Consider the following 13,272-nt stretch of genomic DNA (forward strand, 5'->3'; position numbering starts at 1 on the left):
ATGGATCTGCGGCTGAAGGACAGGGTCTACATCGTCACCGGGGCGTCCGCCGGGATCGGCGCCGCCACCGCGAGCCTGCTCGCCGATGAGGGGGCGCGCGTCGTCGGCGTCGCCCGCGGCGGGACCGATCTCGCCGAGGACCTCACCGACCCCGGCGCCGCGCAGCGGATCGTGGACGCCGCGCTGGACCGGCACGGCCGCCTGGACGGCCTGGTCAACAACGCCGGCGCGCTGGAGTCGCGGATCGGGTTCCTGGACGTGACCGACGCGCAGTGGCACGCCGCCTTCGAGATCAACTTCCACGCGGCGGTGCGGATGGCGCGCGCCGCGCTGCCCGCCCTGATCGACCAGGGCGGCGGGAGCCTGGTGCACGTGGCCAGCGAGGCGGCCCGCTTCCCCGGCACGCCGCTGGTGGACTACGCCGCCGCCAAGACCGCGCTGCTGTCGGTGTCCAAGACCCTCGCCGGGGAGTTCGGGCGGTGCGCGATCCGCTCCAACGTCGTCCTGCCCGGCCCGACGCGGACCCGGATGTGGGACGGCTCTGGCGGCTTCGCCGAGCAGCTCGCCGACCAGTACGGGCTGCCGGTGGAGGAGGCCGTCGAGCGGTTCGTCACCCGGGAGCGGCGGCTGCCGACCGGGCGGCTCGGCACCGCCGGGGACGTCGCGCACGTCATCGCCTACCTGCTGTCGCCGCTCGCCGGGCAGGTCACCGGCGCCGAATGGGCCGTGGACGGCGGCGCGCTGCGCCAGCTGTGAGGCCGGTCGCGAGGGGCGTCCGGGCCGGACGCCCCTCAAGGCGTGCTTCAGGCGGGGACCTTGTCCAGGAAGCCGTGCACCTTGTCGAACCGGCCGTCCTTGAGGACCGCGACGTCGAACCCGACCACCAGCGCCTCGCCGCCCGCCGGGCCGAGTTCCCAGGTGAAGCGGGCCAGGTCGTGGTGGGCGTCCACGGCGCCCGCCAGCGTGAACTCCAAGCCGGCGAACTGCTGCTGCGCCGCGCCGATGGTCGCGTCGATCGCGTCGCGGCCCTCGGCGACGCCGAGCGGGTCGGTGTAGACGGCCTCCTCGCTCCACAGCTCCTCGATCGCGGCGCGGCGCGCGGCGGGGTCCTGCTCGTTCCAGGTGGCGATGTACCGCTCGACCAGGGTGGTGATGTCGCTCATCTCATTCTCCGTTCAGCGTGTTCCTGCCGATGACCATGACTCTGCCGGGTCCGCCGCCGCAGATCGATTACGTGGGAGGTCATGGTGGAAAGTCCGGATAAGGTCGGCGTCCATGACGGTGTTGGAGGCCCGCCGGACGGGCGGCGCGGGCGCGGCCATCGGGCTCGGCGTGCTCGGGGCGCTGTTCTTCTCCGCCTCCTTCATCGCCAACCGCGTCATGGCCGTGGACGGCGGCGCCTGGGAGTGGAGCGCGTCGCTGCGCTTCCTGTACTCGCTGCCGATCTTCCTGGCGATCGTCGGCGCGCGCCGCGGCGTCCGCCCCGTGCTGGCCGCGCTGCGCGCCGCGCCCGGCCGCTGGGTCCTGTGGAGCACCGTCGGGTTCGGCCTGTTCTACGCGCCGCTCTGCCTGGCCGCCGACCTCGCGCCCGGCTGGATGGTCGCCGCCGCCTGGCAGCTCACCATCGTGTGCGGCATGGTCCTCGCGCCGTTCCTGTACGACGACCACCGGCGCCGGGTCCCCGCGAGCGGCGTCGCGCTGTCCGCGCTGATCCTGGCGGGGGTGTTCCTCACCCAGTTCGGCGGCTCCGGCGAGCTGTCCTGGGGCCTGGCCGGGGGAGTGCTGGCCGTGCTGGTCGCCGCGTTCGCCTACCCGGTCGGCAACCGCCGCACGATGGAGCTGGCCGGCGACGGCCTGGACACCTTCCAGCGGCTGCTGGCGATGTCGCTGGCGAGCCTGCCGTGCTGGCTCGCCGTCGCGCTCGCGGGCGCGGTGCGCGCCGGGCCGCCGACGACCGGGCAGCTCGGCACCACCCTGCTGGTCGCGATCAGCTCCGGCGTGATCGCGACGACGCTGTTCTTCGCCGCCACCCGCCGCGTCCGCGACCACCCGCTGCGGCTGGCCGCGGTGGAGGCCACCCAGGCCGCCGAGGTCGTCTTCGTCGCCCTGCTGGAACCCCTGCTGACCAGCGCCGGAGCGCCCGCCGCGGTCGGCTGGGCGGGCATCGCCGCGATCACCGTCGGCGTGGGCCTCTACGCGTTCGCCGGGCGGCGTTGATGTCGTTTTCCCGCTAGTGAACGGCGCCCACGTCGTCGATGCTGGGTGACATGCACGAAGACGTGGAACGTTGCGTACGGGCCGTCCAGTCCAAGGACGCCCGGTTCGACGGCTGGTTCTTCACCGGCGTGGTCACCACCGGCATCTACTGCCGGCCGAGCTGCCCCGCGGTGCCGCCCAAGCCGTCCAACATGCGGTTCTACCCCAGTGCCGCCGCCGCGCAGCAGGCCGGGTTCCGGGCCTGCAAGCGGTGCCGCCCCGACACCAGCCCCGGCTCCCCCGAATGGAACCACCGGGCCGACGCCGTCGCCCGCGCCATGCGGCTGATCGCCGACGGCGTCGTCGACCGCGACGGCGTCCCCGGCCTCGCCGCCCGCCTCGGCTACAGCACCCGCCAGATCGAGCGGCAGCTGAACGCCGAGCTCGGCGCCGGTCCGCTCGCCCTCGCCCGCGCGCAGCGCGCGCAGACCGCGCGGCTGCTGATCGAGACGACCACGCTGCCGATGAGCGACGTGGCGTTCGCCGCCGGGTTCGCCAGCATCCGCGCGTTCAACGACACCGTCCGCGAGGTCTTCGCCCTCACCCCGACGCAGCTGCGCGACCGCGTCGCGCGCGGCGCCCCCGCCGCCGCGTCCGGGACGCTGTCGCTGCGGCTGCCGTTCCGCGCGCCGCTGACCCCCGACAACCTGTTCGGGCACCTGGCCGCGACCGCCGTCCCCGGCGTCGAGGAATGGCGCGGCGGCGCGTACCGGCGCACGCTGCGGCTCCCGCACGGGCCCGGCATCGCGACGCTGCGGCCCACCCCCGACCACGTCGCGTGCACGCTGCGGCTCGCCGACATGCGCGACCTCACCATCGCGATCAGCCGCTGCCGGCGGCTGCTGGACCTGGACGCCGACCCCGTCGCCGTGGACGACCTGCTGCGCGCCGACCCCGTCCTCGCGCCGCTGGTGGACAAGGCGCCCGGACGGCGCGTGCCGCGCACCGTGGACGCGGCCGAGTTCGCCGTCCGCGCCGTCCTCGGCCAGCAGGTCTCCACCGCCGCCGCCCGCACCCACGCCGCCCGGCTGGTGACCGCGCACGGCGAACCCGCCGACGACCCCGACGGCGGCCTCACCCACCTGTTCCCGACCCCGGACGCCCTCGCCGACCTCGACCCCGAGAAGCTGGCGTTCCCCAAGGCCCGCCGCGCGACCCTCACCGGCCTCGTCCGGGCCCTCGCCGGCGGCGAGATCGACCTCGGCCTCGGCTGCGACCGGGACGCCGCCCGCGCCCGCCTCGCCGGGCTGCCCGGCTTCGGCCCCTGGACCGTCGAGATGATCGCGATGCGGGCGCTCGGCGACCCGGACGCGTTCGTCCCCGGCGACCTCGGCGTCCGCCTCGCCGCCGCCGAGCTCGGGCTGCCCGCCACGCCCGCCGCCCTCACCCGCCGCGCCGCCGCCTGGCGGCCCTGGCGCGCCTACGCGGTGCAGTACCTGTGGGCGACCGGCGACCACCCCATCAACCACCTGCCCGCCTGAAAGGAAGCACCATGCGCCACCACACCGTCCTGGACAGCCCCGTCGGCCCCCTCACCCTCGTCGCCGACGACGACGGCATCACCGGCCTCTACATGGACCTGCAGCGGCACCGCCCACAGCAGGAGACCTTCGGCGGGCGCAACGACGACGACCCGCGCTTCGCCGCCGCCGCCGAGCAGCTCACCGCCTACTTCGCGGGCGAGCTGACCACCTTCGACCTGCCGCTGTCCCTGCACGGCACGCCGTTCCAGCGCACCGTCTGGGAGGCGCTGCAGACCATCCCCTACGGAGAGACCGTCAGCTACGGGCAGCTCGCCCAGGAGATCGGCAAGCCGAGCGCGTCGCGCGCGGTGGGCCTGGCCAACGGCAAGAACCCGGTCGGCGTGATCGTCCCCTGCCACCGCGTCGTCGGGTCCACCGGCGGCCTCACCGGCTACGGCGGCGGGCTGGAGCGCAAGCGCTTCCTGCTGGACTTCGAGAAGGGCGCCGCACTGTTCTGACCGGACTGTCAGTCCCTGTGATTACAGTCGGCGACGAGTACCCGTCCTAGCGAGGAGCACGTCAATGGTCGAGTTCCGCGTCGAGCGCCAGCCGCTCGCCGACGCCGTGGCCTGGGCGGCGCGCACCCTGCCCGCCCGCCCGGCGCTGCCGGTCCTGGCCGGCATGCTCATCGAGGCGGCCGAGGGCGGCCGGCTCGCCGTCGCCGGGTTCGACTACGAGGTGTCGGCCCGCGCGGAGATCGACGCCGAGGTGACCGCGCCGGGCCGCGTCCTGGTGCCGGGCCGGCTGCTGTCGGACATCGTGCGCAGCCTGCCCGCCCACCCGGTGGAGATCGCCGCCAAGGGCTCGGAGGTGGTGCTGCGCTGCGGCAGCGCCGAGTTCGGCCTGCAGATCATGCCGGTGGAGGACTACCCGACGCTGCCCGAGCCGCCCGCCCGCGCCGGCACCGTCTCGGGCGATGAGTTCGCCGCCGCCGTCGCCCAGGTCACCCCGGCCGCCGGCCGCGACGACACGCTGCCGATGCTGACCGGCGTCCGGATGGACTTCGACGGCGGCGTGCTGCGCCTGGCCTGCACCGACCGCTACCGCATCGCCGCCTGCGAGCTGCCCTGGACGCCCGCGCGGGAGGGCTTCACAGCCGGCGTCGTGGTGCCGGCCCGCACCCTGGCCGACACCGCCCGCGCGATCCGGCCGGGCACCGACGTCGCCATCGACCTGACCGGCACCGCCGACACCCTGATCGGCGTCTCGGGCGGCGGCCGCAGCATGACCACCCGGCTGCTGGACGAGCAGTACATCGACTACCGCGCCCGCCTCACCGGCACCTGGACCAGCACCGCCAAGATCCGCCGCGCCCCGTTCGTCGAGGCCATCAAGCGCGTCGCGCTGGTCACCGACCGCGGCACCCCGGTCCGGCTGGCGTTCACCGCGGACCGGCTGCAGATCCGCGCGGCCGCGGGCGACACCGCCCGCGCCAACGAGGCCATGGCCGCCGAGCTGTCCGGCGACGACATCGACATCGCCTTCAGCCCCCAGTACCTGCTGGACGGCCTGGCCGGCCTGGACACCGAGTACGCGCGCCTGGAGTGCACCGGCCCGACCAAGGCCGCCCTGCTCACCGGCGTCCCCGACCCCTCCGGCGACGAGGAGCCGGACGAGGACGGCGACACCGGCTTCCGCTACCTGGCCATGCCCGTCCGCCTGACCGCCTGACCGGTTCAGGAATCGCCGGACCGGGCGGTGATGGCCGGGCTCTCCCCGACCGCGCCGCCGGCGGTGAGCCTGTGGCTCCCCGCCAGCCAGATCCCGTCGCGGGCGGCGGTGGCGGCCAGCCAGACCGCGTCCGGTCCGTAGGGCGGCGGGGACGGGACCGCCGTCCAGCGGCGGCCGTCGAAGCGGGCGAGCTCGCCGTTGCCGCCCGCGACCCACACCTCGCCCGGCCCGGCCGCGGCCACGGTGTTGGCGCCGGTGACCGGGGCCTTCACCCGGCTCCATTTGCGACCGTTCCAACGCAGCACCCGGTCGCGGCCGACGGCCCACGCCTCGCCGGGGGAGACGGCCGCGACGCCGGTCAGCGGGAAGCGGGTGGCCGGGTGCGGCACCCGCCGCCAGGAGCGGCCGTCGCGGTGCAGGATCAGCCCGGCCCGGTCGTCCGCGCCGACCGCCCACACGTCGTCCGGGCCCGTGCCCGCGACCGCCAGCAGCTTGCCCTTGGGGAGCTGCGGCACCTCCTCGGGCAGCCAGCCGCCGTCCGCGCGGCGCAGCACCACCGGGCCGGCGGCGCCGCCCCAGGGGAAGCCGTGGCCGACCGCCCAGGTCTCGCCGCCGGCCGTCGCGACGCCGGTCAGCACCCGGCCGCGCAGCCCGTCGTCCCACGCCGTCCAGGAGGCGCCGTCCCACTCGTGCAGCAGCGGGAGCTCCACCTGGGCGATGCGGTCCAGCGCGCCGCCGACGGCGACGACGCGCCCGTCCGGCCCGGCGGCGATGTCCTGCAAAGACGCGCCGACCAGCGCCGCGCTCAGGGGCGGGCCCGGCGGCAGCGTCCAGGACGTGCCGTCCCAGCGCGCCGCGAGCGGCCGCTGCCCGGCGTTGCCCGCCACCCACACCTCGCCCGCGGGCGTGGCCGCCACGCCCGACAGCAGGTGCGGGCCCTCCACGATCGGGCGTGCGACCGGCCGCCCCGCCGGGGCGTCGCCGGACAGGGCCAGCACCGTGCCCGTGACCCCGGTGTGGCCCTGGGTCTGCTGTCGGTTCACGATCTCGGCCCCCCAGCTCTGGGACGAAGCTCGTCGCCGGGATCCTCGACCGTGACCGGGGTCATCGACAAGCGTCGCTTCCTCCATTCAACCAAGCGAAACGCCGCCTGGTCCCATAATGCCCGCGATGGGCCGGGCGCGCCCGGTTCACGGGTCCAGCACGGCCAGGATGAAGCACACGTCCGCGCCGGTGTCGTTGCCGTAGCCGTGCGGGCGGTCCCCGGTGAAGACGGCGGCGGCGCCGGTCTCCAGCCGCTCGCGGCGCCCGTCCACGTGCAGGGTGAGCGTCCCTTGCTGCACGTAGGCGATCTCCTTGGTGCCGGGGGTGTGCGCGTCGCTCTCGCGCAGCTCGCCGGGCTTCAGCTCCCAGTGCCACAGCTCCACCGAGGGCCGCGGGTCGCTGCCGGCCAGCAGCGTTCCGGTGCCGCCCGCCTCGCCGCGCCACAGCTCCACCTGCCGCCCGGGCGGGAACATCCGCACCGCGGGCTCCTGTTCCACCTGGACGAGCCGGGTGAGCGGCACCCCGAGCGCCTCGGAGATGCGCGTCAGCGTGCTCAGGTTGGGGTTGCCGCGGCCCTGCTCCAGCCCGACCAGCACGCCCTTGCTGACCCCGGCCCGGCCGGCCAGCTCGTCCAGGCTCCAGCCGTGCCCGGCGCGCAGGGCCCGCACGGTCCGCGCGACGGCCTCGCCGATCGCCTCCTGCTCGCTCAAGGTTCCTCCCGCCCGCCAGCGTACGGAACCATCCTCCCGGTCGGTACACTGCTATGCGTAGTTCATTAAAGTGACCGCCATCGAGGATGGAGCCGGGATGCTGGACGCGATCACCGTCGACGAGGCCGTACACGAGCTGCGGCCCGACTTCGCGGTGCTCGTCATGACCGCCGAGGGCCTGGACAACGGCCCGAGCGACGACGAGTCGGCGGCGTGGCTGGCCGAGGCCGCCAAGAACGCCCCCGTGGACGACCCCCACCTGGACGCCTGGCGCGACGCCTACCGGGCCTTCGGCGCCAAGCCGCAGCGCACCCGCCCCTCCGTGGACGCCCTGCTGCGCCGCGTCGACGCGCTGCCCGCCGTCAACAAGGTGGTGGACGCCTACAACGCCGTCAGCGTCGCCTACGCCCTGCCCATCGGCGGCGAGGACCTGGACGCCTACCAGGGACCCGCGCGCCTGGTCCGCGCCACCGGCGACGAGCCGTTCGACACCACCGCCGCCGGCGAGCCCGCCGTGGAGCACCCCGCCGCCGGCGAGGTCGTGTGGCGCGACGACGCCGGCGTCACCTGCCGCCGCTGGAACTGGCGCCAGTGCGTGCGCACCCGCCTCACCGAGGACACCCGCAACGCGCTGTTCCTGCTGGAGACCCTCGCCCCCTACGAGCCCGCGCGCCTGCGGGAGGCGGGCGAGGCGCTCGCCGCGCGGCTGCGCGGGATCACCCCGGGCGTGCGGATCGGGACCCGGCTCGTCGGCGGAGCGTGATGGTCACCGTCCTCGCCCTCGCGGCGGCCCTCGCCTACGGCGTCGCCGACTTCCTCGGCGGCGCCGTCGCGCGCCGCTCGACCGCGCTGAAGGCCGTCGCCCTGTGCGTCCCGGTCGGCCTGGCCGTCCTGCTGGCGGCGGCGCTGCTCACCGGCGGCCGCCCGACCGGCGCGGGCCTGGCGGCCGGCCTGGCCGGCGGCCTGGCGGGCGGCGCCGGCCTGATCACCTTCTACCGGGCGCTCGCCCGCGGCCCGATGAGCGTCGTCGCGCCGGTGTCGGCGCTGGCCGCGGCGCTGCTGCCGGTCCTGGCGGGCGTCGCGCGCGGCGAGCGGCTGGACACCGGGTCGATCGTCGGGGTGCTGCTCTGCCTCGTCGCGATCGGCCTGGTCAGCATGGAGAGCGGCGGCGCCGACCGGCCCGCCGGCCGGAGCCCGCTCGACAACGGCCCCCTCATGGCGGCGGTGTCGGGCGCCTGCTTCGGCGTCTTCTTCATCATGCTGAAGGCCGCCGGGGACGGCGGGGGCCTCTGGCCGCTGGTCGCGGCCCGCGCCGGCAACCTGATCGCGGTCGGGGTGGCGCTGCTGGTCGCGTTCCGGCTGCACGGCGGCCTGCCCGGCCCCCGCCTCACCGGCCGGGCGGTCGTCGGCCTCGCGCTGCTGTCGGGCGCCCTCGACGCCGCCGCCAACACGCTGTACTTCCTGGCCGCGCAGGCCGGGCTGCTCAGCCTGGCCGCCGTGCTGACGTCCCTGTACCCCGCGATCACCGTGCTGCTGGCCCGCGTCGCCTACAGCGAGCGGCTGCGCGCGGTGCAGCGCGTCGGCATGGGCGTCGCGGTCGCGGGCGTCACCCTGGTCACCGTCGGCTGAGCGTACGTGGCGGGCCGCCCGCCGGCGGCCCGCCACGGTCACGCGTCCTTGCCGGTGTCCCGGTCGATCTCGCCGACGCGGGCCGCCGCCGGGTCCAGCACCCGCGACAGGAAGGTGCGGGTGCGCTCGTGCCCGGGGTTCTCGATCACCTGGGCCGGCGGGCCCTGCTCGACGACGACGCCGCCGTCCATGAACACCACCCGGTCGGCGACCTCCCGGGCGAAGCTCATCTCGTGGGTGACCACCATCATCGTCATCCCCTCGCGGGCGAGCCCGCGCATGACGCCGAGGACGTCGCCGACGAGCTCGGGGTCCAGCGCGGAGGTCGGCTCGTCGAACAGCATGACCTGCGGGCCCATCGCCAGCGCCCGGGCGATCGCGACCCGCTGCTGCTGGCCGCCCGACAGCTGCGCCGGGTAGGCGTCCATCTTGTCGTCCAGGCCGACCCGGGCCAGGTTCTGCCGGGCGACCTTCTCGGCCTCCTCCTTGCCCCGCTTCAGCACCTTGCGCTGCGCGATCATGACGTTGCCGAGCGCGGTGAGGTGCGGGAACAGGTTGAACGACTGGAACACCATGCCGATCCGCCGCCGCACCGCGTCGATGTCGACCTCGGGGTCGGTGACCTCGGCGCCGGCGACCCGCACCGTCCCCGCGGTCGGCTCCTCCAGCAGGTTGACGCAGCGCAGCAGCGTCGACTTGCCCGACCCCGACGGGCCGATCACGCAGACGACCTCGCCGCTCTCGACGCGGAGGTCGATGCCGCGCAGCACCTCCAGTGAGCCGAACGACTTGCGCAGCCCGGTGATCTCGATGGCGCTCATCGCTGCCCCCTCTTCTGCCGGGCCTCCAGGCGCCGGGCCAGGTAGCCGAGCGGGATCGTGATGATGAGGTAGCAGAGGCCCGCCACCAGGATCGGCGTGGTGTTGCCGCGCTCGCTGGCCAGGTCGGTCCCGAACTTGGCCAGCTCCCGCTGGTTCAGCGTCACCCCGATGAACAGCGCCAGCGAGGAGTCCTTGAACAGCAGCACCAGCTCGTTGGTCAGCGGCGGGATCACCACCCGGAACGCCTGCGGGACGACGATCGAGCGCATGGCGCGGCCGTGCGACATGCCGAGCGAGCGCGCCGCCTCCAGCTGGCCGCGCGGCACCGCCTCGATGCCCGCGCGGATCGTCTCGGCCATGTAGGCGGCCGACACCAGGCCGAGCGCGAGCGCGACCTGGCCGTAGAAGCCGCCGGGCAGCTCGGTGCCGGGGAAGGCCAGCGGGATGCCCGTCCCGACGAAGATGAAGATCAGCAGGGCGGGCAGGCCGCGGAACACCTCGATGTAGGCGATCGCGAACCACCGGTAGGGCAGCACCGACGACAGCCGCATCAGCGCGATGAGCAGCCCCGCGACCAGCCCGAGGACGAACCCGCTGATCGTGAAGATCACCGTGTTGCGCAGCCCGACGGTGAGGATCTCGGGGAACAGCCGCCCCATCTCGTCGGGGTTGAAGAAGTTGGTCTTCAGCGCCTGCCAGTCGGCCAGCGCCACCACCAGCAGGACCGCGGCGACGAAGACGGCGTACTCGCCGCCGAGGACCAGCTGCCGGCGCCGCCGCCGGGTCAGCCCGCCGCGCGGGGCGGGAGTGTCGACGCCCGCCATGTCACTGCGCCGCCGGCATCGGACCGATCCACTTCTCGTAGATCCGCTTGTAGGTGCCGTCGGCCCTGGCGTCGGCGATGGCCTTGTTGAGGGCCTTCAGCAGCTCGGGGTTCTTGCCCTTGCGGACCGCGAACCCGTACTTCTCGCCGGTGTCGAAGTCGCCCAGCCGGTCGTAGGCGGCGTTCTGCGGGTTCTTCAGCCACCCCTGGATCACCGGGTAGTCCTCGACGATCACGTCGACGCGGCCGGTGCGCAGCCCGTTCAGCAGCCCCGGCGAGTCCTTGAACGACACGCTGTTCAGGCCCTTGCCGCGGGCGTACTCCTCGCCGGTGGTCGACGCCTGGGTGCCGACCTTCAGCCCGGCGGCCTTGACCTCCTCCAGCGAGGCGTACCGCTTGCCGCCCTTCTTGCCCATCAGCGCCTGGGTGGCGTCGAAGTAGGGCTCGGTGAAGTCGATGTACTTCGCCCGGTCGGGCTTGATCGTCATGCCGGCGGCGGCCAGGTCGCACTTGCCGGCGTTCAGCGCCGACCCCGTCTTGATCGTCTCGAACGGGGTGTCGATGATCTTCTGGGTGACGCCCAGCCTCTTGGCCGCCAGGTCGATGACGTCGACGTCGAACCCGACGACCTTGCCGCCCTGCTCGGACTGGAACGGCGGGTAGGGCAGGTGCGTGCAGGTGGTGAGCTGACCCTTCTTGACCAGCTTCACCCCCTGGACCGTCGCGCCGTCGTCGCCGCCGCACGCCGACACCGCGGACAGGGCGAGCGCGGCCACCGCCGCGGCCAGCACCGGGCGCCGCAGGCGTGGTCCGCGCGGGGAGAGGTTCTGTCCGGTCACGGGTCCTCCTGGTCGTTCTTGCTGATCAAGGCACTATGCCACCTCCGCCCCCGGCCACATTCGGCTGGCCCTCCCGTTGTCCCCGGAAGCCCGCCGGTTGGGAGACTTCGCACCTCCACAACAGGAAAAGGGGAGAACGTTCGCTGAAGGACAGCCGCCGTACGAGGCGGAGGACGGCATCGGGCTTTGCCCGGTCGGTGGCAGCGCCGGCCCGCAGGCCGTCCGCACCCGCTGCCAACGCGAAAGGGCCGCCTGATGTCAGGCGGCCCTTTTCGGTGGCGGTGGTGGTGGGATTCGAACCCACGGAAGCTTGCACTTCACACGCTTTCGAGGCGTGCGCCCTCGTCCACTAGGCGACACCACCGCGGGAGAGCCTACCCGACTCTGCGAGTGGTGAAGAACTCGGTTAACAGCGCGCCGCACTCGGGGGCCAGCACCTCGGCGACGACCTCGGGGCGGTGGTTCAGCCGGCGGTCGCGGACGACGTCCCACAGCGACCCGGCCGCGCCGCCCTTCAGGTCGACCGCGCCGTACACGATCCGGCCGATCCGGGCCTGGACGGCGGCGCCCGCGCACATCGTGCAGGGCTCCAGCGTGACCACCAGCGTGCAGCCCGTCAGCCGCCACTCGCCGCGGGCCGCGGCGGCGGCGCGCATCGCGACGATCTCGGCGTGGCCGGTCGGGTCGCCGGTGCGCTCGCGGTCGTTGTGCCCGGTGCCGATGACGGCTCCGGCGGCGTCCAGCACGACGGCGCCGACCGGCACGTCCCCGGCCGCGCCCGCCAGCCGCGCCTCGGCCAGCGCCCGGCGCATCGCGTCCTGGTAGGCGGTGGCCTCGGGCGCTGTGTCGTCAATCACGGAGCCGGTCGAACTCCTCGCCGAACCCCGCCAGCTCGGCGATCCGCGGCAGCGCGTCGCTCGGCAGGGCCCGGTCGCCGAGGTCGCCCAGCTGGGCGCCCGAGACGCCGAGGTCCTCCAGCAGCCCGGGGTCGCCGCCCGCCGCGCCGTCGGGGGCGTCGCCGACGAGCGGGTGCAGCAGGCCGCCGAGCCCGTCGCCGCGGACCGTCGACACGAACGCCCGCGGGTCGTCCTCGCCGTCCAGCCGCAGCACGGCGAACCAGTCGTCGTCCTGCTCGATCAGCAGCACGACCGACTCGCCGTAGGTCTCCACGGCGGCCTCGCGCATCTGGTCGGCGACGTCGTCGACACTGGCGGCCTCGGCGAGTTCCGGCTCGGTCCCGACCCACCCCTCGGCGGTACGGGCGAACACGGCGGCGAAATAGGGCACGGCTTCATTGTGACCCACGGGGCCGGGCCGGTCACATCCCCCGCCGCAGGTCAGCTCAGGTCAGGGTGTCGAGCGCGCGCTCGAAGGCGGGGCCGAAGCCGAGCCGCCCGGCGATGCTGAGCAGCATCTCGTCGGGGTAGAGCTCCAGGTCGCCGGAGATCGCGCCGAGCTCCATCTCGTCCAGCCCGAGATCGGCGAAGATCGACATGTCGCCGACCGGCAGCACCTGGTCCAGCTCCTCGTCCTCGGGGATCGGGATGTCCAGGTAGTCCAGCACCTGGCCGGCGAGCGGCCAGTCGACCGAGGCGGTCACGTCCGACAGGAAGACCATCACCTCGTCGCCGAGCAGCCGGATCGCGACGAAGAAGTCGTCGCCCACCGACACCAGCCCGATGGTGCCGCCGAGGCTCGGCTGCTGGCGCAGCGCATGGATCAGCCCATCGAGGTCCTCGGTCAGCGCGACCGGGAGGATCTCGGCGTCCGGCCGGTCGTCTTCCCGGTACACCACGACAGCGAAATCCGTCGCGTCCACATCCGTCATGTCCACCCCACCGGCGCGTCTCCTGCCAGGGCATGGTCGCAGATGCAGCGCGCCCTCGCGTCCCTCATCGCCGAACTGGCGCCCGGCGGGAGGGCACGGCGCCCTTGGCGGCGCCGCCGGACGAATCT

The 13,272-nt window shown here is 74.5% G+C and carries 16 protein-coding genes and 1 tRNA gene; 7 read left to right on the forward strand and 10 right to left on the reverse strand.

The window, feature by feature from the left end:
• Entirely contained in the window at positions 1-756 is a 756-nt protein-coding gene (locus tag ACRB68_RS17115) for an SDR family NAD(P)-dependent oxidoreductase (protein ID WP_153533425.1), read from the forward strand.
• A 47-nt stretch (positions 757-803) separates the two neighbouring features.
• On the opposite strand, the gene ACRB68_RS17120 is transcribed toward ACRB68_RS17115, so the two are convergent.
• Positions 804-1,163: a nuclear transport factor 2 family protein gene (locus ACRB68_RS17120; protein WP_153533426.1), complete on the reverse strand. Its 360-nt coding sequence runs from the start codon at positions 1,161-1,163 to the stop codon at positions 804-806.
• Between the two features lie 112 nt (positions 1,164-1,275).
• Here ACRB68_RS17120 and ACRB68_RS17125 point away from each other — a divergent pair, with 112 nt between their 5' ends.
• The 4 genes from ACRB68_RS17125 to dnaN all read left to right on the forward strand — a co-directional run bounded on the left by ACRB68_RS17125 (position 1,276) and on the right by dnaN (position 5,450).
• Positions 1,276-2,217, forward strand: a complete 942-nt coding sequence (locus ACRB68_RS17125; protein WP_153533427.1) for a DMT family transporter — start codon at positions 1,276-1,278, stop codon at positions 2,215-2,217.
• A gap of 50 nt (positions 2,218-2,267) precedes the next feature.
• Entirely contained in the window at positions 2,268-3,737 is a 1,470-nt protein-coding gene (locus ACRB68_RS17130; protein ID WP_153533428.1) for an AlkA N-terminal domain-containing protein, read from the forward strand.
• Between the two features lie 11 nt (positions 3,738-3,748).
• Entirely contained in the window at positions 3,749-4,237 is a 489-nt protein-coding gene (locus tag ACRB68_RS17135) for a methylated-DNA--[protein]-cysteine S-methyltransferase (RefSeq protein ID WP_153533429.1), read from the forward strand.
• A 64-nt stretch (positions 4,238-4,301) separates the two neighbouring features.
• Positions 4,302-5,450, forward strand: a complete 1,149-nt coding sequence (gene dnaN / locus ACRB68_RS17140) for a DNA polymerase III subunit beta (protein ID WP_153533430.1) — start codon at positions 4,302-4,304, stop codon at positions 5,448-5,450.
• A gap of 5 nt (positions 5,451-5,455) precedes the next feature.
• Here the strand turns inward: dnaN and ACRB68_RS17145 are convergent, their stop codons facing one another.
• Together ACRB68_RS17145 and ACRB68_RS17150 are read right to left on the reverse strand one after the other, a co-directional pair.
• Entirely contained in the window at positions 5,456-6,493 is a 1,038-nt protein-coding gene (locus ACRB68_RS17145) for a WD40/YVTN/BNR-like repeat-containing protein (protein WP_153533431.1), read from the reverse strand.
• 147 nt (positions 6,494-6,640) lie between these two features.
• Positions 6,641-7,204, reverse strand: a complete 564-nt coding sequence (locus tag ACRB68_RS17150) for a helix-turn-helix domain-containing protein (protein ID WP_153533432.1) — start codon at positions 7,202-7,204, stop codon at positions 6,641-6,643.
• Between the two features lie 97 nt (positions 7,205-7,301).
• Here ACRB68_RS17150 and ACRB68_RS17155 point away from each other — a divergent pair, with 97 nt between their 5' ends.
• On the forward strand, positions 7,302-7,967 hold the full coding sequence (locus ACRB68_RS17155; RefSeq protein WP_153533433.1) for a B3/B4 domain-containing protein: 666 nt from the start codon (positions 7,302-7,304) through the stop codon (positions 7,965-7,967).
• Positions 7,967-8,833 (forward strand): DMT family transporter, encoded by an 867-nt coding sequence (locus tag ACRB68_RS17160; RefSeq protein WP_153533434.1) that lies wholly within the window; start codon positions 7,967-7,969, stop codon positions 8,831-8,833. The genes ACRB68_RS17155 and ACRB68_RS17160 overlap by 1 nt, the downstream gene beginning before the upstream one ends.
• A 38-nt stretch (positions 8,834-8,871) precedes the next feature.
• Here the strand turns inward: ACRB68_RS17160 and ACRB68_RS17165 are convergent, their stop codons facing one another.
• The 7 genes from ACRB68_RS17165 to ACRB68_RS17195 all read right to left on the reverse strand — a co-directional run bounded on the left by ACRB68_RS17165 (position 8,872) and on the right by ACRB68_RS17195 (position 13,144).
• Complete coding sequence (locus ACRB68_RS17165; protein WP_153533435.1) at positions 8,872-9,654, reverse strand: amino acid ABC transporter ATP-binding protein; 783 nt, start codon at positions 9,652-9,654, stop codon at positions 8,872-8,874.
• Positions 9,651-10,478 (reverse strand): amino acid ABC transporter permease, encoded by an 828-nt coding sequence (locus tag ACRB68_RS17170; protein ID WP_153533436.1) that lies wholly within the window; start codon positions 10,476-10,478, stop codon positions 9,651-9,653. Before ACRB68_RS17170 ends, ACRB68_RS17165 begins: the two co-directional genes overlap by 4 nt.
• A gap of 1 nt (position 10,479) precedes the next feature.
• Positions 10,480-11,316, reverse strand: coding sequence for an ABC transporter substrate-binding protein (locus ACRB68_RS17175; protein WP_328594320.1), 837 nt, complete (start codon positions 11,314-11,316; stop codon positions 10,480-10,482).
• Between the two features lie 276 nt (positions 11,317-11,592).
• A tRNA-Ser gene (locus tag ACRB68_RS17180) sits at positions 11,593-11,680 on the reverse strand.
• 10 nt (positions 11,681-11,690) lie between these two features.
• Positions 11,691-12,128 (reverse strand): tRNA adenosine(34) deaminase TadA, encoded by a 438-nt coding sequence (tadA, locus tag ACRB68_RS17185; RefSeq protein WP_153534992.1) that lies wholly within the window; start codon positions 12,126-12,128, stop codon positions 11,691-11,693.
• A gap of 37 nt (positions 12,129-12,165) precedes the next feature.
• Positions 12,166-12,603, reverse strand: coding sequence for a tRNA adenosine deaminase-associated protein (locus ACRB68_RS17190; RefSeq protein WP_328594321.1), 438 nt, complete (start codon positions 12,601-12,603; stop codon positions 12,166-12,168).
• A 55-nt stretch (positions 12,604-12,658) separates the two neighbouring features.
• Complete coding sequence (locus ACRB68_RS17195; RefSeq protein WP_153533438.1) at positions 12,659-13,144, reverse strand: tRNA adenosine deaminase-associated protein; 486 nt, start codon at positions 13,142-13,144, stop codon at positions 12,659-12,661.
• Positions 13,145-13,272: the final 128 nt, after the last annotated feature.

This window comes from Actinomadura macrotermitis, assembly GCF_009604375.1.
GTDB lineage: Bacteria > Actinomycetota > Actinomycetes > Streptosporangiales > Streptosporangiaceae > Spirillospora > Spirillospora macrotermitis.